17 protein-coding genes are annotated in these 22,064 nt (G+C 31.9%); 15 read left to right on the top strand and 2 right to left on the bottom strand.

Annotated features, from left to right (window positions below; all coding sequences use genetic code 11):
• Window positions 1–226 precede the first annotated feature (226 nt).
• The 4 genes from fabG to ACM55M_RS15505 all read left to right on the top strand — a co-directional run bounded on the left by fabG (window position 227) and on the right by ACM55M_RS15505 (window position 5,044).
• Complete coding sequence (gene fabG, locus ACM55M_RS15520) at window positions 227–973, top strand: 3-oxoacyl-[acyl-carrier-protein] reductase (protein WP_416858577.1); 747 nt, start codon at window positions 227–229, stop codon at window positions 971–973.
• A 63-nt stretch (window positions 974–1,036) separates the two neighbouring features.
• Entirely contained in the window at window positions 1,037–3,064 is a 2,028-nt protein-coding gene (locus ACM55M_RS15515; protein ID WP_416858576.1) for a hypothetical protein, read from the top strand.
• A gap of 30 nt (window positions 3,065–3,094) precedes the next feature.
• Complete coding sequence (locus tag ACM55M_RS15510) at window positions 3,095–3,991, top strand: LysR family transcriptional regulator (protein WP_416858575.1); 897 nt, start codon at window positions 3,095–3,097, stop codon at window positions 3,989–3,991.
• 75 nt (window positions 3,992–4,066) lie between these two features.
• Window positions 4,067–5,044, top strand: coding sequence for a YeiH family protein (locus ACM55M_RS15505; RefSeq protein ID WP_416858573.1), 978 nt, complete (start codon window positions 4,067–4,069; stop codon window positions 5,042–5,044).
• Window positions 5,045–5,064: 20 nt separating this feature from the next.
• Here ACM55M_RS15505 and ACM55M_RS15500 read toward each other — a convergent pair whose 3' ends face one another.
• Window positions 5,065–5,796 carry a YoaK family protein gene (locus tag ACM55M_RS15500; RefSeq protein WP_416858572.1) on the bottom strand — a complete coding sequence of 244 codons (732 nt, stop codon included), beginning with the start codon at window positions 5,794–5,796 and terminating at the stop codon, window positions 5,065–5,067.
• 96 nt (window positions 5,797–5,892) lie between these two features.
• On the opposite strand from ACM55M_RS15500, the gene ACM55M_RS15495 reads away from it, so the two are divergent.
• Window positions 5,893–6,891, top strand: a complete 999-nt coding sequence (locus ACM55M_RS15495) for a zinc dependent phospholipase C family protein (protein ID WP_416858571.1) — start codon at window positions 5,893–5,895, stop codon at window positions 6,889–6,891.
• 57 nt (window positions 6,892–6,948) lie between these two features.
• On the opposite strand, the gene ACM55M_RS15490 is transcribed toward ACM55M_RS15495, so the two are convergent.
• Window positions 6,949–9,048: an LTA synthase family protein gene (locus tag ACM55M_RS15490; RefSeq protein ID WP_416858570.1), complete on the bottom strand. Its 2,100-nt coding sequence runs from the start codon at window positions 9,046–9,048 to the stop codon at window positions 6,949–6,951.
• Between the two features lie 246 nt (window positions 9,049–9,294).
• Here ACM55M_RS15490 and ACM55M_RS15485 point away from each other — a divergent pair, with 246 nt between their 5' ends.
• The 10 genes from ACM55M_RS15485 (at window position 9,295) to ACM55M_RS15440 (ending at window position 21,972) form a co-directional block, all read left to right on the top strand.
• On the top strand, window positions 9,295–9,738 hold the full coding sequence (locus ACM55M_RS15485) for a QcrA and Rieske domain-containing protein (protein WP_416858569.1): 444 nt from the start codon (window positions 9,295–9,297) through the stop codon (window positions 9,736–9,738).
• A gap of 128 nt (window positions 9,739–9,866) precedes the next feature.
• On the top strand, window positions 9,867–10,301 hold the full coding sequence (locus ACM55M_RS15480) for a thioredoxin family protein (RefSeq protein WP_416858568.1): 435 nt from the start codon (window positions 9,867–9,869) through the stop codon (window positions 10,299–10,301).
• Window positions 10,301–11,284: an FAD:protein FMN transferase gene (locus ACM55M_RS15475; protein WP_416858619.1), complete on the top strand. Its 984-nt coding sequence runs from the start codon at window positions 10,301–10,303 to the stop codon at window positions 11,282–11,284. The genes ACM55M_RS15480 and ACM55M_RS15475 overlap by 1 nt, the downstream gene beginning before the upstream one ends.
• A gap of 15 nt (window positions 11,285–11,299) precedes the next feature.
• Window positions 11,300–11,512 carry a DUF4266 domain-containing protein gene (locus ACM55M_RS15470; RefSeq protein WP_099715498.1) on the top strand — a complete coding sequence of 71 codons (213 nt, stop codon included), beginning with the start codon at window positions 11,300–11,302 and terminating at the stop codon, window positions 11,510–11,512.
• 44 nt (window positions 11,513–11,556) lie between these two features.
• The gene (locus tag ACM55M_RS15465) at window positions 11,557–12,972 is read left to right on the top strand and encodes a DUF3570 domain-containing protein (RefSeq protein ID WP_416858566.1); all 1,416 of its coding nucleotides are present in this window, start codon (window positions 11,557–11,559) and stop codon (window positions 12,970–12,972) included.
• Between the two features lie 20 nt (window positions 12,973–12,992).
• Window positions 12,993–13,655 carry a response regulator transcription factor gene (locus ACM55M_RS15460; RefSeq protein WP_416858565.1) on the top strand — a complete coding sequence of 221 codons (663 nt, stop codon included), beginning with the start codon at window positions 12,993–12,995 and terminating at the stop codon, window positions 13,653–13,655.
• Window positions 13,656–13,661: 6 nt separating this feature from the next.
• The gene (locus ACM55M_RS15455) at window positions 13,662–15,056 is read left to right on the top strand and encodes a sensor histidine kinase (protein ID WP_416858563.1); all 1,395 of its coding nucleotides are present in this window, start codon (window positions 13,662–13,664) and stop codon (window positions 15,054–15,056) included.
• A 681-nt stretch (window positions 15,057–15,737) separates the two neighbouring features.
• Window positions 15,738–20,081 (top strand): CusA/CzcA family heavy metal efflux RND transporter, encoded by a 4,344-nt coding sequence (locus ACM55M_RS15450; protein ID WP_416858562.1) that lies wholly within the window; start codon window positions 15,738–15,740, stop codon window positions 20,079–20,081.
• Entirely contained in the window at window positions 20,082–21,209 is a 1,128-nt protein-coding gene (locus ACM55M_RS15445) for an efflux RND transporter periplasmic adaptor subunit (protein WP_416858561.1), read from the top strand.
• Between the two features lie 232 nt (window positions 21,210–21,441).
• A complete protein-coding gene (locus ACM55M_RS15440) occupies window positions 21,442–21,972 on the top strand; it encodes a DUF2231 domain-containing protein (RefSeq protein ID WP_416858560.1) in 531 nt (176 codons plus the stop codon).
• The last annotated feature ends 92 nt before the right edge of the window (window positions 21,973–22,064 follow it).

Below are 22,064 nucleotides of genomic sequence, written 5' to 3'. Positions count from 1 at the left end.
ATGTTAAAATGTATAAACTCCTTTTAAGATTATATATTATATAAAAGGTTTAATTGAAAGAGTATTTTTTTTCAAACCACAATTATTGCTATATTTGACGGGTGTAAAATAGCCCTGATAGTCCCGAGGTTTCGGGAGAAATCCTTTTATGTTTTTCTTTAAAACATAAAAGATTAAAACGGATAGCAGGAATAGCTACAAATAAAAAATAAACTAATTTTTGAACATGAAATTACTAGAAGGAAAAGTTGCCATAATTACAGGTGCAAGCCGTGGGATTGGAAAAGGAATTGCAGAAGTTTTTGCAAAACACGGTGCAAATGTTGCATTTACTTATAGCTCATCAGTAGAATCAGCTTTGGCTCTTGAAAAGGAATTAAATGCGCTTGGTATTAAAGCTAAAGGATATCAATCAAATGCTGCCGATTTTAATGAAGCTCAAACATTTGTAGATGCGGTTTTAGCTGAATTTGGAACCGTTGATATTCTAATAAACAACGCCGGAATTACTAAAGACAATCTTTTGATGCGTATGTCTGAAGGAGATTTCGATCAAGTAATTGATGTGAATTTGAAATCGGTTTTTAACATGACCAAAGCGATTCAAAGAACGTTCTTAAAACAACGTTCAGGATCAATAATCAATATGAGTTCTGTAGTAGGAGTGAAGGGAAATGCGGGTCAAACCAATTATGCGGCTTCTAAAGCAGGAGTTATTGGTTTTTCAAAATCAGTAGCTTTGGAATTAGGTTCTCGTAATATTCGTTGCAATGTAATTGCCCCAGGATTTATAGAAACTGAAATGACTGCCAAATTAAACGAAGATGTTGTTAAAGGATGGAGAGACGGAATTCCGTTGAAACGTGGTGGAACTACTGAAGATGTTGCTAATGCGTGTCTTTTCTTTGCTTCAGATATGAGCGCTTATGTAACCGGACAAGTTATGAATGTTTGTGGTGGAATGCTTACCTAAAATAATTATAAATTATAAATGATGAATTTAAAATTTAAAATTCATCATTTAAAATAAAAAAGAATGACAACAACTACCATTTTATCAATAATATTTTCTTTAGTAGTAGCCGGTTGTCTGTCATTTTATCAATATTTATATAAAGCCAAAAACAAATCGAAAACCTATTTGTTATTGGCTTTTTTACGTTTTATGTCCGTTTTCGGACTATTATTGCTGTTAATTAATCCAATACTAACTAAAAACACACTGGAAACGGTAAAAACTCCTTTGCCTATTGTTGTGGATAATTCCAGTTCTATTTCATTTTTGAATGGGAATAAAAAAACAGCGGAATTGTATCAAAAATTGATTTCGAATTCAGCATTGCAAGAGAAATTTGACATACAATCGTATCAATTTGACGTGGAATTTCAACAATCGGAAAAATTTGATTTTAAGGGAACACAAACCAATCTGGATGCCGTAGCCCAAAATCTGAAAAGCATTAATAAAAATGTAATTTTTCCAACCGTAATTATAACGGACGGAAATCAAACTTCGGGTAACGATTATGTTTATGGTTTTGATGCAACTAACAAAGTATTTCCATTAATTGTAGGCGATACAACCACTTTTTTAGATTTTAAAATTGATCAACTGAATGTCAATAAATATGCATTTTACAAAAATAAATTTCCCGTAGAAGCTTTTTTGCACTATTCAGGAACCAGAAGTGTAGCTGCTGATTTTATTATTTCACAAGGAAATTCAGTTTTTAGTAAACAATCCATTTCATTTTCACCATCGAAAAAAACGGCTCTTGTCAATGTGCTTTTACCGGCTAATAAAGTAGGGTTGCAAGTTTTTAAAGCTACGATTTCATCTAGAGAAAAAGAAAAAAACACCTATAATAACACTAAGAATTTTGCCGTAGAAGTAATTGATCAAAAAACGAATATTGATATCGTTTCGACTATAAATCATCCGGATATTGGTGCTTTAAAACGCGCCATTGAAACTAATGCACAACGTAAAGTAACTTTAATTAAACCAAATGATATCAAATCATTACAAGATTACAGTATTTTAATTTTATATCAACCTACAGTTGAATTTAAATCGGTTCTTGATGCTGCTAAATTGATTGGGATTAATACATTCATTATTACCGGAAACAATACAGATTTCAATTTTTTGAATCAACAAGAGGATAATTTGTCTTTCAAAATGAGTGGTCAAAAAGAAGATTATTTGGCGGGATTTAATTCTCAATTTAATCTTTTTTCAATTGATAATATAGGGTTCGAAAATTTCCCTCCTTTGCAAAATCCTTTTGGAAATATAACTCCAAAGGCAAACGTTTCGGTATTGCTTTCTTCTAAAATTAGAAACATGGATGCCCATGCACCTTTATTGGCTTTTACTGAAAATCAAGGCAAAAGAACAGCTTACCTTCTAGGGGAGAATAGTTGGAAATGGCGTTTGCAAAGTCATATCGACAACCAGTCTTTTGAGAAGTTTGATATATTTATAGATAAGATTATCCAGTTTTTGGCTTCCAATAATTCAAAAAAATCATTGGTGGTTGAACATGAAAATTTCTATAATTCAGGAGAAGCAATTGAAATTTCTGCACAATATTTCAATAAAAACTATGAGTTTGATGAAAATGCGCGTTTGACAATTGCCCTGACTAATACTAAAAACAAGCAAACAAAAAATTACGATTTATTAAAAAGCAATAATTCCTACAAAGTCAATCTTGACGGACTTGAGGCAGGAAATTATAATTTTTCGATAAAAGAATTGAATACTAAAACTACCTATTCCAATCATTTTGAAATACTTGATTTTGATATCGAGAAACAATTCGTTAATCCAGACGTAGAGAAACTGACCCAATTAGCCTTGCAAACCCAAGGCAAAGCTTATTTCCCGGATCAAATTGAGGTCTTAATAAAATCACTTTTGGATAATGAAGAATACAAAGCCGTTGAAAAAAATACGATGACCAAAACACTGTTGATTGATTGGGTTTGGTTACTCGTTTTAATTTCCATTTTTCTTTCAACGGAATGGTTTGTTAGAAAATATAACGGATTGCTGTAAATTTAAATGCGGTTTAATAAAATATAAATCATGGATTTTAGATTAAAAGTGTTTTTTACTGTTGCCAACAGATTGAGTTTTACTAAAGCCGCAACGGAATTATTCATTTCGCAACCTGCCATTTCTAAGCATATTCAAGAGTTGGAAGAACAATATAAAATCAAACTTTTCGAAAGAAATGGTTCAAAAATTGCCCTTACCAATGCCGGGGAAGTATTGCTTAAACACACTAAAAATATATTTGAAGTCTACCGAGAAATTGATTTTGACATGAGCGCACTCATCAATCAACAAAAAGGATTACTTCGATTAGGGGCCAGCACAACAATTTCTCAATATATTATACCGCCTCTTTTGGCACGTTTTCATCAAAAATTGGAAGATATTAAAGTAAATCTACTAAACGGAAATACGGAACAAATTGAAAAAGCATTACTGAACAAAGAGATTGAAATAGGAATTGTAGAAGGGCAATCTAAAAATCAGTCTATTAAATACACGGAGTTTTTAAAAGATGAATTAGTGCTGGTTTGCAACAATAGTAATCCTTTGAGAAACAAAGAACAAGTTACGCTAGAGGATTTGAAAGACCTTCACTTTGTAACTCGGGAGCAAGGTTCTGGAACACTTGAAGTTATTGAACACGCCTTAAGACCTTTTGGAATCAATCTTTCGCAATTAAAAATTGAGATGCAGCTGGGCAGCCCGGAAAGTATAAAATCCTATTTAATGAATTCTGATTGTGTTGCTTTTATTTCCATTCATGCTATAAAAAAAGAGCTTAAAAATAACGAATTGGTTATTCTGGATATTGATAATTTTGTGATTGAACGCTTTTTTTATATCATTACTTTGCAAGGAAAGGTTGATGCATTATCAGAATTGTTTATAAAAAATATATCGAGTCATTATAATTTAAAGTTATAGCAGATTGTTTTTTGCGATTGGCTAATGCAAATTAATCTATCCACCTTTGTATAGTAATAATTCAATTACTTTACAATGGAACTAAATCAAAAAGCAATTCTAAAACAAGTGCCATTATTTTTTAAAATAAGTGCAGTGCAACAACAAATCATTTTTGTTGCACTGCTATTGCTTTGCATGACCTCTGTTGTTTCGCCACCAATTGCTTTATTGCTAGGACTGATTGTAGCGAATCTTTCCGGTCATCCTTTTTTACATCTTAACCATAAAGCAACGAATATTCTATTGCAGGTTTCTGTGGTAGGTTTAGGTTTTGGAATGAATGTGAACAGTGCTTTATCGGCAGGTAAGGAAGGTTTTTTATTTACTATCGCATCCATTTTTTGTACTTTAATTTTAGGAAAATTTCTAGGGAAATGGCTAAAAATTGAAAAGGAAACGGCTCATTTGATTTCATGTGGAACCGCAATTTGTGGCGGAAGTGCGATTGCTGCGATTGCTCCAGTAATTAAATCAGATGAAAAGCAAACTTCCATTGCTTTAGGAGTGATATTTATCTTGAATTCGGTTGCTTTATTTTTATTCCCGGCTGTAGGACACTGGTTGGATTTATCACAAAAAGAGTTTGGATTATGGTGCGCCATTGCTATTCATGACACAAGTTCTGTAGTTGGTGCAGCCAGTAAATTTGGACTTGAAGCATTGCAAATAGCTACAACTGTAAAATTAGCCCGAGCCTTATGGATCATTCCAGTAGTTTTACTTACCGCTGTAATTTTTAAAAATAAATCCAGTAGCATCAAAATACCCTATTTTATTGGATTATTTATTATAGCAATGGCAATGAACACCTATGTTTCACAAACAGCTATAGTTGCCCCATATTTGGTTTCAATTGCCAAAATTGGACTCACGCTAACCTTATTTTTAATTGGAGCAGGATTGAATAGTAATGTTTTGAAATCAGTTGGAGTAAAACCGTTGTTTCAGGGCCTTTTGCTTTGGATATTTATAGCAATTGGAACACTGTTAACCATTATGTATTTTAATTAGAGACGAATTTTAAAACAATGTTAATGATTAAATTTCTTTCTCTTGATAGCAAAAAAAGTGAGTCTCAAATAATCATAAAAAAGTGCAATAAACAGAAAAAAGGAAGCGATTAAAAGTGTCTTTAATTCCATTTTTTGATAGATAAATCCACCGGAAACACAACCAATAAAAAAGAAGGAAATGATTGAAAAACGCAAATAAATGCTCGTTTTCAATTTTGTTACTTCATCTTCTTTTTTATAAAAAAATAATTGAGACAATTCGATTCCTAAATCGGTAAAAAGCCCTGTTAAATGGGTTGTTCGGACTGTAGCTTGTGAAATTTTTGTAACCAGGGAATTTTGAATTCCCATGGCAAAAAGCATAAAAAAAGCAATTATTTTACCTTCGAAAATAGAAATATCAGAGGGAACTCCAAAAAGGGCAACACCAGTTAAAACTAAAATCTCCAAAGAAATTGGCACAACATGAGACAAATCAGGATATTTCCTTGAGACTAATTCCGATAAAAAGTTAGAAGTAAAAGCTCCAATCAAGAAAAATAGGGTAAAAATAAAAAATGTTATTGCTGCGGAATAATTGTTAAGCATCAATTCCTCAGCAAAATAGGCAAAATGTCCTGTGATATTAGTTGTCAATGTTTTTACGGCCAAAACACCTGTTATATTAACGATGCCAGCCACGAATGATAGTAAGGTTGCTAAACGTAAATTGTGAATAAAAGTCCTGTTTTTTCCTTTGTGACGAAACATTTTTAATTAATTTCTTTAAATTAACATAATCTTAAACCAGATTTCATTGAATTATATTTAAAAAAAATACATTTGCAGTTCTAATAAATAAATATAATGAAAAATTTTAAAATTAGACCTATACTTATTGGGCTATCTACAATTGGAATTGCTTTTTTGTTGTTATCATGGGGTGTTGTTGGCCATGAACGAATCAATAGAGCCGCGGTAATGGCACTTCCAAAACCATTACAAACTTTTTTCTACAATCATATCGATTTCATCACTCAGGAATCCACAGTTCCGGATTTGAGAAAATCTATTTTGAATGACAAGGCTGAAGGACCACGTCATTATTTTGATATGGAGAATTTCGGAAGCATTGACAGTTTACCTAGAACTATGGAAGCTGCAAAGAAAAAATACGATGAGAAATTCTTGTCAAAAAATGGGACATTGCCTTGGTACATTCAAGAAATGATGGGCAAATTAACTAAAGCTTTCAAAGAGAAAAGAAAAAACGAAATTCTATTTATTGCTGGAGAACTTGGGCATTACATAGGAGATGCACACATGCCTTTACACACTTCAGACAATCATGATGGTCAAAATACCAATCAAAAAGGAATTCATTCTTTATGGGAAAGCCGTTTGCCTGAATTGTTTGTTAAGAACTATAAACTAAATGCTGATGAAGGAAAATATATTGAAAATGTGGACCAAGCAGCTTGGGATATTATTTTTGATACCCATAGCTTAGTAGCGCCATTATTGGAGGCTGATAAAAAATTAAGAACAGCAACGCCAGAAAATAAAATGTATGTCGTAGATGAGGCTGGAAACATTGTAAAAAACAAATACAATGGCGTTTTATATTCGGATGATTATGCTACTAAATTTCACCAAGAGTTGAATGGTATGGTTGAAAATCAAATGAAAAAAGCAATTACAGCTACAGCTAGTTTTTGGTATACCGCTTGGGTAAATGCAGGGAAACCCGATTTAAGTACTTTAGATTCAGAGGCGCTTACCAAACGCAATAAAAAAGGGTTAAAACAAGATTCCAAATTATTTAAAAAAGGATTCCTTTTTGGTTTAGTAAACGATAAAGAATAATTTTTAAATCTAAAATAAAAAAACGGGTGAGATAGCAATCTCACCCGTTTTTTTATGCTAATTAATTTTCTGATATTTCTTTTTCTTCAACATATCTGAAGCAGTTTGGTAATAGGAAATAGTTTGGTTTACTAAATCAGTTCTTTCTTTTATCAGCGGATTTTGGTCGTAATAGATTTGGAAATCAGGTGCTGTTTTTTGATCTTTTTTTAATGTCAATTGAAATTGCTTCACTTGCTGTTTGGGTGAAATAATAGTTAAAATATTATCTTTTATCAACCCTAAATCCTGATATGTTGCAATTAAAGCTCTCGGTTTATAGTCAGATTTTAAAACGTCCTCACCATAGAATTTACTTTGATAATTGAAATTCAACAATCCAAATAACGTAGGTATAATATCAATCTGAGACATCAAATTCGTGTAATGCTTTGGCTGAATATAACCCGGACTGTAAATCATTGCCGGAATTCTATATTTATCAACAGGAAGCTCTGTTTTTCCTGCACTGGAAGCACAATGATCCGCAATAATCACAAAAACAGTATTGGCAAACCAAGGTTGTTTACTTGCCATTTCGAAGAATTTCTTCATGGCAAAATCAGTATATTTAACGCCACCTTCACGTGATTTAGCATCTCCTGGGATATCAATTTTATTATTAGGATAGGTGAATGGTCTGTGATTGCTAACAGTCATAATATGGTTAAAAAAGGGTTTGTTTTCTTTTGCTTCCCCATTCATTACCTTGATTGCTTTCTTGTACATATCCTCGTCACAAACGCCCCATACATTCGCAAAAGTAATTTCTTCAGGAGTAAATGTTTTTTTATCTACAATACCATAACCGTTTCCAGTGAAAAAATCTTCCATATTATCAAAGAAAGCATCACCTCCATAAAGGTATTTCACAGTATACCCTTTTTGTTTGAAGACATTTCCAGTTGAAAATTTATTTTTATTATCTTCTCTTTTTACCACACTTTCGCCGGCAGTGGGAGGGAAACACAAAGTAACAGCTTCAAGACCACGAACAGTTCTATTCCCAACAGCGTAAAGATTCGTAAACAACAAACTTTTTGTAGCTAAACTATCCAAGAAAGGAGTTAGATTTTGTTCGTTGCCGTACAATTTCATAAAATCGGCACTGTAACTTTCGATAGTTATTAACACTACATTCTTATGGTTTTCAGTTGCATCGCTTTGAATTTTTCGTAAAGAAGTTTCTCCTGAAATTCCTGGAATTTGTTCTCGTAATAATGCATACGCTTCTTTTTCGGCAAGTGTTTTGTAGAATTTGAAATAGTCTAATTCACTATTTTTAAAGGCTAAAAAGAACTTATAAATTCCATTTGCCTCTAATTCATTTGCAAAAATATTTGGTGAGTTTTCCTGAGCAGATAAATAGGGTATCGTTAATAAAGAGAGTCCAAACAAAGTAAGATAAATTCCGGATAACTGTATTTTTTGTACAAAATTTGGAATACTTTCGATGTACGTTTTTGAACGTCTTACGATCAAATATGTTATTAAGCCTGCAACAACAAATAATGCGGTAAATATTGGAATTACAGGATACGATTGTATGATATTACCTATTACTTCATTGGTGTAAACCAAATAATTAACGGCTATGAAGTTGTATTTTACACCAAATTCATTCCAAAAAAAGTATTCACTAATTCCATTTTGCAAAATCAAAACAACATACAAGAAAATGACAAATGAGAACAACCAGAATCTAATTTGGTTTCGGTATTTTGGAAGAAAAAGCAATAACCCAAACAAAATAGTTTTTATAGCCATAAAAGCGATTCCAATTGCAGGTAGCGCACCACCATATTCGTTAAGAATTGTATTGCCAAATGAAACATACAACAATAAGGCAACTAATAGCCCGAAAAAGAGATAACCATAGGGTTTCAAGTATTTTGAATTGGATATAAAAATTAGATACAGCCATAAAAAACCGCTTATTAATACAAAAATGAAAAAATCAGAGATTAATCCAAAACCAAATATTTTAACAACCTCTAGGAAACCAAATGAGCTTTGGGTAATGGGATGAAATAGCAGTACTATTCTTAAAACGATACTTACAATAATATAAAAAAGCATAAGATTGTAAAATGGAGAGAACTTTTTTGAAAAATTCATAGTATAATTTTTATTTACAAAAGTATATATAATTTTAACGCTATTTTTTAAGAATTGCTTAATATTGGAAAACAGAATCTTAGATTAAGGACATTTAATTAATTTTAATAAATACTGTTGAAATTTTAAAACAGTCATGAAAATATTTTGCGTCTTCATACAAGTTCTGTTTATTAATTCTAAAAAAAACTATAACTATTATTTTTGCGTATATAGTTATATTAACCAACCTAAAATAAAATAATCATGACTAGAAAAGAATTTTTTGCGAGAGTAGGATTTGGAGCGGCAACAGTTTTATTGCCTGCTTGTATAGCCGGTTTAGCTACGAGTTGTAGCTCAGACGATTCTAATACTGGTGGTTCTGGTTCATCAACACCAACACCAACCGCCTCAAGTAATTTTACAGTTGATACCAGCACAGGACCTTTGGCAACAAATGGAGGTTTTATAGTTATGAAAGGAATTATCATTGCGCGGACCACTACGGGAACTTTTTTGGCTGTTTCGTCTTCTTGTACTCACGAAGGTGTAACGCTTGGTTATGATAACTCTGGGAATGTATTTGTTTGTCCAAGGCATAATTCTCAGTTTACAAGTACTGGTACCGTAATTTCGGGACCTGCACCATCCAATTTAAAACAATATCAGACTACATTATCTGGAACAACTTTGACCGTTATTGTCTAGTCCAATAAATAAACAATCATGTATATCTGTAAAAGTCGTTAAATTAATTCTGTCTTAATTTTCACTATCAGAAAACTACACTTCACTAGAAATAAATACTTTTACAGTATTAAAAACAGATTTAAAAGATGAAAAAACAGGTTATGTTCTTGTTTCTTTTTATAGGAACGTTAGGATATTCTCAAAACTGGAAATCCAATTTTCAAGAAGCAAAAGCGCAGTCACTTTCAGAAGATAAAAACATCCTTCTTGTATTTTCAGGATCAGATTGGTGCGCTCCATGCATTAAATTAGAAAATATCATTTGGAAATCAGGAGAATTTAAAAAGGAAGCCGACCAAAATTGGGTTATTTATAAAGCTGATTTTCCAAAGAAAAAGGCAAATCAACTCGCACCAGAGTTGATGGAGATCAATAAAAAATTAGCAGAAAAATACAATAAATCAGGAAATTTTCCATTAGTGTTACTTTTGGATAAAGCTGGAAATGTATTAGGAATTACAGGTTTCAAAAACCTTTCTCCAGCTGATTATATCAAACTAATCCATTCATTTGAAAAATGATGAAGAGCATAATTTTACTATTTTTATTATTGACAACCTTCATTTCCGTTGGTCAAATTGCCCATAAGAGAAAGTTGTCCATGTTAGGAAGTCCGTTTGAGATTACAGCTGTTGCAAAAGACACTATAAAATCCAATGAATATATAGATTTGGCTGTAGCCGAAGTAAAACGTATTGAGAATTTAATTTCAGATTGGATTCCTACTACACAAATTTCAGAAATCAACCGTAATGCAGGAATTAAACCTGTAAAAGTGAATACTGAAGTTTTGGAATTGGTCGAAAGAGCAATTAAAATTTCCCAAATTACCGATGGTGCATTTGATATTTCGTATGCTTCCATGGACAAAATATGGAAATTTGACGGTTCTATGAAAGTGATGCCAACAGAGGAAGCCATAAAAAAATCAGTTGTAAAAATTGGATACAGTAATATTATTATAAACAAGAAAGAACAAACCATTTTCCTGAAATTAGAAGGAATGAAATTAGGTTTGGGCGGAATTGGTCAAGGCTATATTGCTGATAAAGTGAAAGATTTATTGGTTTCAAAAGGATGTAGTTCAGGAATTGTAAATGTTTCCGGAGATATTAATGCTTGGGGAAAACAACCCGATGGGAAACCTTGGAATGTGGGAATTGTAAATCCTTTGAATAAAAATAAAATTTTTGCCACATTTCCATTAGAAGACAGTGCTGTAGAAACTTCCGGAAGTTATGAAAAGTATGTTATTTTTAATGGAATTCGCTACTCTCATATTATAGATCCCAGAACGGGTTATCCAGCAATTGGCGTGGTGAGTGTATCTGTTTTTGCAAAGCAAACGGAAGTAGCTGATGCTTTGGCTACGGGGATTTTTGTTCTCGGGGTAGAAGTAGGGCTGGATTTAGTCAATCAACTCAAAGGGATTGAATGTATTATTGTTGATGATAAAGGTAAAATCCATTCGTCAAAAGGAATTGATATAAAAAAATATAATTAATAAAAGACATTCAAAATGATAAAGACTATAACGGTTTTGTTTTTTGTAATGCTGATTTTACAATCGTGTAGTTCAGTAAAAGAATACGAAAAAGAAAAAATAAATGATCCTGACATGAAACTAACCGCAAGAACAGCAGAGCGATATGAAACTTCTTTTCAAGTATATCGTGAAGCAGCTGCTGGAGCCAATGGTGGTAAATCAGGTGGTGGTTGTGGTTGCAACTAATTTACAAAACAACAATTTAGATAGTAAATAGTAATTTCTATACAATGAAAATAAAATTTTTATTTCTTTTAGTATTAATCAGCAGCATTGCCTTTTCACAAGACAAAACAACTGCGCCAGCATTTAAAAAACGAGTATTAGAAAGTACTGAGGTCGATTTTTTAGCCAGTTATTACAATCAGGACGGTTCAAAATCAGCTGTTTCAGGAGGTATAGGCTCTGAAAAATTAACAGATTTGGCTTCAAATATCGTTGTAGCAATGCCTTTAAATGATGATGATGTTTTAACCATTGATTTGGGAATATCAGCCTATTCATCAGCATCATCAAGCAATATCAACCCGTTTAATTCAACTGGAGCTTCCAGTTCAGGCAGTCCTAATGGGAATGGACCTAGTGGAACTGCTTGGCAAGCTTCATCAGGAGCTTCCAAAAGTGATCAATTAGCTTCAATTGTTGCTAATTACAGCCATAGCAGCGATTCCAGAAATTTTATTTGGAATACTGATCTTTCTTTTTCAAATGAGTATGACTATACTTCGGTTGGTTTTGGAGGAGGAATTGCGACTCTTTTTAATGAAAAAAACACCGAATTAAGTTTGAAAGCAAATGTGTATCTTGATCAATGGAGACCAATTTATCCAACAGAGCTTCACGAATATTCAAAATATGGGGCTAATTTTTTAAATCAAGGCTATTTTAATGGCGTATCGGTTTTGGATCAAAATGGGCAAGCCACAACAAATTATTTGCCTTCAGCATTTCAAACGGTAAGTGTCGTAAATAGAAACTCTTATTCGGCTTCTGTTGGTTTCTCTCAGGTTTTAACCAAAAAAATACAATTTTCAATCTTCTTCGATATTTTACAGCAACAAGGATTATTGTCTTCACCGTATCACCGAATTTATTTTTCGGATAAAGCTAATTATTATATCGGTCAAGCACAATACATTAATACTTACGAAAGTTCTACTAATACCGGAGTTTATAAACTGGCTGATGATATCGAAAGACTACCGGATTCCCGATTTAAAATTCCTGTTGGAGCGCGTTTGAATTATTATATAAATGAGCGATTTATATTGCGAACGTATTATCGTTTTTATTCCGATAATTGGGATATTCAATCGCATACCGCAATGATTGAACTTCCAATAAAATTATCTGATAGGTTTACCGTTTTTCCAATGTATCGTTATTACACCCAAACGGCTTCAAAATATTATGCCCCTTATGAAACCCATTTTTCAACAGAAAGATATTATACCTCTGATGCTGATTTGGCTACATTTGATGCGAATCAATATGGTTTTGGAATCAATTATACCGATATTTTTACAGGTGCAAAAATTTGGAAATTTGGTTTGAAAAATATTGATTTTAGATTCAATCATTATGAAAGAAGTGACAATCTAAATGCTAATATTGGTACAATTGCCTTTAAATTTGTAATGCAGTAAAAGCCTAAATTTATACAATCATGCACATATTAATCGTGGAAGATGAAGCTGGTATTGTTCAATTTCTTCAGCAAGGATTAGAAGAAGAAGGCTATACAATCACAAGTGCTTCGGATGGTTTAAAAGGATTTGAACTAACTCAAAAGAACAATTTCGATCTGATTTTATTAGATTGGATGTTGCCAAAAATAACAGGACTGGAACTTTGTAAATCCATTCGGTTGAAAAATAGTCATACACCAATCTTATTTTTGACGGCCAAAGATACGGTGCAAGAAACAATTGAAGGTTTAAAAGCGGGTGCCAATGATTATATCAAAAAACCATTTAGTTTTGATGAATTACTGGAACGCATCAAAATTCATTTTAGAAACCAAAATGAAAATCAAATTCTAAAACTTGGAACTATAGAAATTGACATTGCCAAGCATAGTGTTTTCGTAAGTGATACTGAAGTAAATTTGACTCAACGTGAATTTGATTTATTGACGTATTTGGTTAAAAATAAAGGCAAAGTATGCAACAGAACCCAAATTATCGAGGATGTTTGGGACATTCATTTTGAATATGATACAGGTGTGATTGATGTTTTTATGAATGCGATTCGTAAAAAATTAAATTTAAAAATTGAACAAGACTATATAAAAACAGTTCGCGGTGTAGGTTACATTGCTAATGACTAAATAAAAATGCAACAACTTTCCTTTAAAAATAGAATTGCCTCCCATTATATAGTGACTACAGCTTTATTGATTTTTGTAGTTTTCTTTATCATCTATTCTATTATTAAATTCAGTGTTTACAGCCATGTGAATAATGATATTACCAGTGAAGTTGAGAAACATCTATCCGAAATTGAAATTGTAGGCAATAGTTTTCATTTGATTCATAAAGAGGAATGGAAAGAACGGGAACACAATACGCTGGATGTAAATCCTGTATTTATTCAGTTTGTGGATCAAAATAGAAATGTGATTGAAAAATCGCCTAATCTCAAAAAATCTTCTCTCCTCTTTAATGAAAAAAAAGGGGAGAACAAGTTCTTTGATACAAAATTAGCCGATAACTCTATTCGACAAATTCAGGTTCCTATTTATCAAAAAACAAAAATTATTGGGTATATCATAATTGCAATGTCCTTAGAGGATGCTACAATGGTGCTTAATAATTTATTTGAGGTGTTGCTTATTGTTTATCCTTTAATTCTGATAGTACTTTTCTTTATTGCACGATTTATTGCCGGAAGGAGCATAAAACCAATTAGTTCTATAATCACCACTTCTAATATTATTACTAAAGATAATCTTATATCTAGGATTCCATTACCACAAAACCGTGACGAATTGTATATTTTGTCTCAAACCATAAATAATTTATTAGACCGAATTGAAACCGCTATCGAAAGAGAAAAACAATTTACTTCGGATGCATCGCATGAATTAAGAACGCCTTTAACGGTTATCAAAGGAACATTGGAAGTTTTGATTCGAAAACCTCGAAATCCTGCTGAATATGAAGAAAAAATTAATTTTTGTGTTACAGAAGTCAATCGGTTGAATCATTTGGTCGATCAGTTGCTTTTATTGGCCCGATTTGAAAATCAAAAACAAAGTTTAAAAATAGAAAAAGTCTATTTGAACGCTATATTTTTAGATACTATTGCCAGAAACTCTACTGCGATACAGTCTAAAAACATTAATATCACTACAAAATTTTCTGGAGATTACTACATAGAAACAGATAGTTATCTATTTTTAATCATTGTCAATAATTTGATTTCTAATGCGTTGAAATATTCAAATCAAAATGGGAATTTAACTGTCAATATAAAAAGTATAAACTCTAAAATTGAATGTCACATCATTGATACAGGAATTGGAATCCCAAAAGAGGACTTAGAGAATATTTTCAATCAATTTTATCGTTCACAATCGAATGCGCACCCTGAAATAAAAGGAACCGGATTGGGTTTGTCTATTGTAAAAAGACTCTGTTCGTTGCTTAATATTGATATTACAATTATCAGTGAAGAAAACATAGGAACACGAGTGGTATTAAGTTTATTTGAAACAGACCTTAAGTAATTCTTAAGTAAATCCTTAAATTTATGTTTTACATTTATACTTTATTTAATTGTTCTACACGATCATAAAGTTATGAATTTAATATTTTACAAAAGTCACCAGGTTATTTAATTTTCTTTAAAACAAGGAACCTAATGCATCAATTCTTAAGTATATCATTTAAAATAAAATCTAAAAACACTTATATTTGTTTCGTGAAATTTTTAAAAAATATATTAGCTTTAATTATTTGCCTGCAACTAACGATTCCTTTTGTTGTTGAGGATAGTTTACGATTACCAATCTTGGTTTCACATTTTATTAAGCACAGTCATAATCATACAGACGTTAATCTAATCCATTTTTTAGCGGATCATTATTTAAATAACCATCATAATGAGAATCATGATGAACATGGAGATTTACCTTTCCATAATCATTCGGACTTTTCGCTTCATCAAAATTTAGCAATAAACTTAGAAATAAAATTATTCAAATTTATTCCTAACTATTATTTTAAAGAACCACAAAAAATAGCTTTTTTACAAAATTATTTTTCTTCAAGAGTTCTACTATCTATTTGGAGACCTCCAAAACATTGTTGATTATTTTTAGCGCTTTTTTACAATTCATCACTTATATACATTGATGACTATTTGTATTGCAGCATATTCTTAGAAAAATAATTAATAATTATAAATTATGTTGAATAAAATAATTGAGTTTTCAATCAAAAATAAGCTCATCGTTGGTCTTTTTATTGTTGCGCTTATAGGATATGGAAGTTATCAATTCACCAAATTACCTATCGATGCAGTTCCTGATATTACGGATAATCAAGTTCAAATAATCACATCAGCACCATCATTAGGGGCAACTGATATTGAACGACTAATTACATTTCCAATAGAACAAACCAACAGTAATATTCCTGGGCTGAAAGAAATTCGTAGTTTTTCTCGTTTCGGTTTATCTGTGGTAACGATTGTTTTTGATGATGCAACAGATGTTTATTGGGCAAGACAACAAGTAGCAGAAAGGCTTAGTGCTGTCAAAGACCAAATTCCAAAAGGAATCGGTAATCCATTTCTTGCGCCAGTAACCACTGGACTGGGCGAAATTTACCAATATACTGTTCGGGCGAAACCTGGTTATGAAAAAAAATACGATATAACCGAGCTGAGAACCATTCAGGATTGGATTGTTCGCCGTCAATTATTAAGCGTTGAAGGTGTTGCAGAAGTGAGTAGTTTCGGTGGAAAATTAAAACAATTTGAAATTGCCATTGACCCCAATAAACTACAATCGTATAATATTACGATTGCTGATGTTTTTACTGCTTTAGAAAAAAACAATCAAAACACAGGTGGTGCTTATATCGAAAAAGGTCCAAAAGTTTTATACATCCGAAGTGAAGGATTGATTAATACAATCGAAAATATAAAAGAGATTTCTATTAAAAATACCAGTAACGGCAGTCCCTTATTTATCCGTGATGTAGCTGATGTTCGAATTGGGAATGCTATCCGTTACGGAGCAATGACTTTTAATAAAAAAGGAGCACAAACTGGTGAAGTCTCAGGTGCAGTGGTGATGATGTTAAAAGGAGCAAACAGTAACGTCGTAATCAAAAAAATTAAAAAACGTATTGAGCAAATACAAAAAACGTTGCCCGAAGGCGTTATTGTAGAACCGTTTTTAGACCGAACAAAAATGGTAAATAATTCCATCTCAACAGTAGAAAAAAACTTATTGGAAGGGGCGTTAATAGTTCTTTTTGTACTTATTTTCTTTTTAGGAAATGTAAGAGCAGGTTTAATCGTAGCATCGGTTATACCAATGGCAATGTTAATCGCTGTGATACTGATGAATATATTTGGTGTGAGCGGTAATTTAATGAGTTTAGGAGCATTGGATTTTGGATTGATTGTAGATGGAGCCGTTATTATTGTAGAAGCCTGTTTGTTTAGTTTACACAGCAGGAAAACTTCTCAAATCTCACAGCAAGAAATGGATAACACCGTATTGAATACGTCTGTAAAAATGCGTAATGTATCCGTTTTTGGGGAACTGATTATTTTGATAGTATACATTCCAATTTTTACTTTGCGAGGTATTGAAGGAAAAATGTTTTTGCCTATGGCACAAACGATAGCATTTGCACTATTTGGCGCTTTTATATTGTCGCTGACTTATGTTCCTATGATGACTGCTTTGTTTTTGAATAAAAACATATCCCACAAAAAAACTTACTCAGATAGAATGATGGAAAAATTAGAAAATTTATATCAACCACTTTTAAATAAAGCATTAGGAATTCCTCGAACAATTATTGCTACAACTTTGGGATTATTTGTTTTGGCGCTGATTACACTTTCGTTTATGGGTGGCGAATTTATGCCCTCATTAGAAGAAGGTGATTTCGCTGTAGAAACAAGGGTTTTGCCGGGAAGTAATCTACAAACTTCGATGACAGCCATTTCGCAGGGTGCAAAAATACTAATAGAAAAATTCCCCGAAGTGGAGAAAATTGTAGGTAAAACTGGAAGCAGTGAAGTACCAACCGATCCAATGCCAATTGATGCCAGCGATATGATGATTATTTTAAAGGACAAAAGCGAATGGACTTCTGCCAAAACTTTTGACGAATTATCAGAAAAAATGGCAAAAGAATTAGAAGCTGTCCCTGGTGTTTCATACGGTTTTCAATATCCGGTGCAAATGCGTTTTAATGAATTGATGACTGGCGCAAGACAAGATGTAGTTTGTAAAATATTTGGAGAAAATTTAGACACATTAGCTTTGTATGCTAATAAACTGGGGAAAATTGTGAATACAGTAGAAGGCACTTCTGATCTTTATATAGAAACTGTTACTGGAATGCCTCAAATAGTAATTGACTACAATCGGGCAGCTATAGCGCAATATGGATTGAACATTGAAGATATTAATCGAATAGTAAATACAGCATTTGCAGGACAAAGCACAGGAGTCGTTTACGAAGGCGAAAAAAGATTTGATTTAGTAGTTCGTCTGGAAGGCGAAAAACGTCAGGATTTGGCAGATGTTCAAAATTTATTAATTCCAACACCAAATGGTTTGCAAATTCCGTTATCACAATTGGCAAAAGTTGAAATAACCGAAGGGCCAAATCAAATACAAAGAGAAGATGCCAAACGTAGAATTGTTATTGGCTTTAATGTTCGAGGCCGCGATGTACAAAGTATTGTAAAAGAATTACAAGGTAAAGTCGAAACCAAAATAACATTTCCTGCGGGTTACTATTCGACTTATGGCGGTGCTTTTAAAAACTTAAATGAAGCCAAAAACCGTTTAATTATTGCTGTTCCAGTTTCATTATTATTAATATTTATTTTGCTCTATTTTGCATTCAATTCCTTGAAACAAGGACTATTGATTTATTCCGCTATTCCACTTTCTGCAATCGGAGGTATTTTCTTTTTAGCGTTGCGGGGAATGCCTTTTAGCATCAGTGCCGGAGTTGGTTTTATAGCCTTATTTGGTGTAGCAGTTCTAAATGGCTTGGTGTTAATTGCTGAATTTAACAGTATTCGGAAATCAGGTGAAACTGATTTTAAAGTGATTGTTTTGCAAGGAACTAAAATACGTTTACGTCCTGTTTTAATGACTGCATTTGTTGCATCATTAGGATTTTTACCCATGGCATTAAGCAATGGTTCAGGTGCCGAAGTACAAAAACCATTGGCAACAGTTGTAATTGGAGGGCTATTGATTGCCACTTTGTTGACCTTATTTGTTTTACCAATTTTATACATTTTGTTCGAAAAAGGAATTAAATTAAAACCAAAAATAATAAAATCAGTTACAACAATAATTGTATTGGGACTATTTTTTTCTTTTCAAAATACAAATGCACAAGAAAAAATTTCAATTGAGAAAGCCATTGAAACCGCATTGCAAAATAATAAAAAAATAAAAAACGGAAAACTGAATTCTGAATATTTACAAAAGATGACAAAGACGGGCTACGATATTTCCAACACGGGAATTATTGGTGAATACGGTCAGTTTAACAGTAATGCAAATGATATAAAAATAGGTATTTCACAAACTATTAAATTTCCAACGGTTTACAAAAGACAGAGACAACGGTTAATTGAAGAATCTAAAACTGGCGAATGGAACGAAGCTTTACAAAGAAAGGAACTAACCAGAGAAGTGACAAAAGTGTTTTACGAAATGATTTATCTAAAAGAAAAGGAAAAATTGTTGCTGAAAAGTGATAGTATCTATTCCGAATTTTTAAGAAAATCAACCCTTCGATTTGACAAAGGTGAAAGCAATATATTAGAAAAAGCAACTGCCGAAAATCAATCAGGACAAATAAAAATTCAGCTTCTGGAATTACAAAGTGATTATAAAATGACACAATTGCAATTCAAGTATGTCCTTAATACAGGTAAAGTCTTTACCCCAGTTTCAGATAAATACAAATTGGATTTTAATGAAACGTTAGATGAAAATCTAATTGCTAATCAACCCAGTATAAAATTATTTGAGCAAGAAGTAAATAGTAATAAAGCAGAAATTTCACTTGAAAAATCTAAAAAATTACCCGAATTAATATGTGGTGTTTATTGGCAGACATTCAAAACAAATACTGCGTTTCAAGACGGCTATAATGGTGTTTACGGACAATTTGGAGTGGCGCTGCCACTTTTTAATTCAAACATAAAAAACAGACAAAAGGCATTAGAAATCAACAGTCAAATTGCAGAAAATAATTTGACTAATGAAAAATTAAAATTGCAAAGTCAGTACAAGGAATTAATTCAAGAATCAAAAAAAAACCAAGAAACTATTGCTTATTACGAAAATCAGGCCTTGAAAAATGTGGATTTGGTAAATAAAGCCGCTAATGATAAATTTATTAATGGTGACATCAATTATCTAGAGTGGGTAATGTTGATAAATCAAAATACAGAAATTCAAAGTAACTACATTGAAACAGTTAGAAAATTCAATGAAACAATTCTTAAATTAGGAAATTTAATATCAAAATAAATGAAAAATACAGTCATTACTTTAATAGGGTTATTTTTTCTATACTCGTGTGGTAATAAAAATGCAGAAATTGATCCCGAAGCTACTCCAGCTATTGAAAACACAACAACACTTACCGATGCACAAATGAAAAATGCAGGTATTGAAACAGGGAAAATCGAGCAAAAGGAGATTTCATCACTATTAAAATTAAATGGAAAAATAGATGTGCCACCTCAAAATTTAGTGTCCATAAGTGTGCCAATGGGTGGATATTTAAAACATACCAAACTTTTGGAAGGTATGTATGTTACTAAAGGACAAGTTTTGTGCGTTGTTGAAGACCAACAGTATATTCAATTACAAGAAGATTACCTTTTGGCGAAAGCAAAAATAGGGTACGCCAAAGCCGAATTCGAGAGACAAAAAGAACTCAACAGAAGTAAAGCGAGTAGCGACAAAGTATATCAACAAGCACAGGCTGAATACAACTCCCTATCTGTTATGGTACAATCGTATGGAGAAAAATTAAAATTCGCAGGAATAAATCCAAATAATGTGTCTGTAAAATCCATTTCAAAAAACATCAATATTTATTCGCCAATAAGCGGTTATGTATCTAAAGTCAATGTAAATACTGGAAAATATGTAAATCCAAGCGATATTTTATTCGAGATTGTAAATCCTTCGGATATTCATTTGGCACTAACCGTATTCGAAAAAGACATTAACAAAATGGCAATTGGCCAGTCAGTTATAGCGTATAATAACACTAATCCAGAAAAAAAATATTCCTGCGAAATTATTTTAATAGGAAAAGATTTTTCTGAAGACCGAAGTACAGAAATGCATTGCCATTTTGCTAACTACGATAAAACACTATTACCGGGAATGTACATGAATGCCGAAATAAAATTAAAAAGTCAGCAATCCAATGTTTTGCCGTCAGAGGCTATTGTGAATTATGAAAACAAGGATTATATTTTTATATCCAAAGGAGACAAGCAATTTGAAATGAAAGAAATCACAACTGGAATATCAGAAAATGGATATGTAGAAATTGTTTCCAATGAAAATTTAAAAGACGTAAATATTGTTATAAAAGGTTCTTATTCTCTTTTGATGAAAATGAAAAATTTAGAGGAATAAAATGTTAGATTTATAATCTGAACGGAATAATTTTTAAAATTAAAATCTTTAAATTAGTGAAATGAATAGTGTACAAAAATACTGATAAATAGAATTTATATACAAAGTAAACACGAAAAATAGACTTAACAATCTAAAATATCAGTTGTAAACAGAGACATTTCATTAGCAGGATAAAAATAATTAGTCAAATAATTTAGCTTTGCAATATTAAACTATAAATAAAAAAAATATGAATGATGCGCATTTACACATGGTAGTCAACCATTTTCCAATTATTGGAACAATTTTGGGATTAGGAGTTTTAATAGCCGGAATAATTTTAAAGAACAATTCGGTAATAAATACCGCTTATGCTTTATTTATTGTTGCTGCACTTTTTGCACTTGCAAGTATGGCTACTGGTGAAGGAGCAGAGGAAATGGTTGAAGATATGCCTAATATTGGGAAAAGAATAATTCATGAGCATGAAGAAATAGCAGAAAAGTTAGCAATTGTATTGTATTTGCTTGGAGCGATTTCAATTTTAGGTTTAATTTTAAATATAAAAAATCATTCAAAGGCTATATTTATTTCGTTTGCAGCTGTTATTGTGGCAATTGTGAGTGTCTATTTAACAACTTTAGTTGGAACTTCAGGAGGTGAAATTCGACACACTGAAATTAGAGAAGAAAGCATCGATTCAGCTGTTAAGAATAGTATTGATTCAGAAAAACAAGTTCCAGATTTAAAAACATCGGAGCCAAAGGAATATGATAGATAGTATTAATTTAACAATAAGATATCTTTAAGTTAAATTAAAAATTGGATTGTAAATCATTTATCTCTTATATTTGCAAAAGAATTTAAGATAAA

The sequence above is a fragment of the Flavobacterium galactosi genome, assembly GCF_048158585.1.
GTDB lineage: Bacteria > Bacteroidota > Bacteroidia > Flavobacteriales > Flavobacteriaceae > Flavobacterium > Flavobacterium galactosi.
The sequence above is the reverse complement of the archived record's forward strand: the minus strand, read 5'-3'. Positions and strand labels throughout refer to the sequence as shown.

Bases quoted from the DNA above. Each gene is read 5' to 3' on its own strand.
- fabG (WP_416858577.1), top strand. From the start codon at position 227: ATGAAATTACTAGAAGGAAAAGTTGCCATAATTACAGGTGCAAGCCGT.
- ACM55M_RS15460 (WP_416858565.1), top strand. From the start codon at position 12,993: ATGCACATATTAATCGTGGAAGATGAAGCTGGTATTGTTCAATTTCTT.
- ACM55M_RS15515 (WP_416858576.1), top strand. From the start codon at position 1,037: ATGACAACAACTACCATTTTATCAATAATATTTTCTTTAGTAGTAGCC.
- ACM55M_RS15455 (WP_416858563.1), top strand. From the start codon at position 13,662: ATGCAACAACTTTCCTTTAAAAATAGAATTGCCTCCCATTATATAGTG.
- ACM55M_RS15440 (WP_416858560.1), top strand. From the start codon at position 21,442: ATGAATGATGCGCATTTACACATGGTAGTCAACCATTTTCCAATTATT.
- ACM55M_RS15445 (WP_416858561.1), top strand. From the start codon at position 20,082: ATGAAAAATACAGTCATTACTTTAATAGGGTTATTTTTTCTATACTCG.
- ACM55M_RS15485 (WP_416858569.1), top strand. From the start codon at position 9,295: ATGACTAGAAAAGAATTTTTTGCGAGAGTAGGATTTGGAGCGGCAACA.
- ACM55M_RS15500 (WP_416858572.1), bottom strand. From the start codon at position 5,796: ATGTTTCGTCACAAAGGAAAAAACAGGACTTTTATTCACAATTTACGT.
- ACM55M_RS15470 (WP_099715498.1), top strand. From the start codon at position 11,300: ATGATAAAGACTATAACGGTTTTGTTTTTTGTAATGCTGATTTTACAA.
- ACM55M_RS15450 (WP_416858562.1), top strand. From the start codon at position 15,738: ATGTTGAATAAAATAATTGAGTTTTCAATCAAAAATAAGCTCATCGTT.
- ACM55M_RS15490 (WP_416858570.1), bottom strand. From the start codon at position 9,048: ATGAATTTTTCAAAAAAGTTCTCTCCATTTTACAATCTTATGCTTTTT.
- ACM55M_RS15480 (WP_416858568.1), top strand. From the start codon at position 9,867: ATGAAAAAACAGGTTATGTTCTTGTTTCTTTTTATAGGAACGTTAGGA.
- ACM55M_RS15475 (WP_416858619.1), top strand. From the start codon at position 10,301: ATGAAGAGCATAATTTTACTATTTTTATTATTGACAACCTTCATTTCC.
- ACM55M_RS15465 (WP_416858566.1), top strand. From the start codon at position 11,557: ATGAAAATAAAATTTTTATTTCTTTTAGTATTAATCAGCAGCATTGCC.
- ACM55M_RS15510 (WP_416858575.1), top strand. From the start codon at position 3,095: ATGGATTTTAGATTAAAAGTGTTTTTTACTGTTGCCAACAGATTGAGT.
- ACM55M_RS15505 (WP_416858573.1), top strand. From the start codon at position 4,067: ATGGAACTAAATCAAAAAGCAATTCTAAAACAAGTGCCATTATTTTTT.
- ACM55M_RS15495 (WP_416858571.1), top strand. From the start codon at position 5,893: ATGAAAAATTTTAAAATTAGACCTATACTTATTGGGCTATCTACAATT.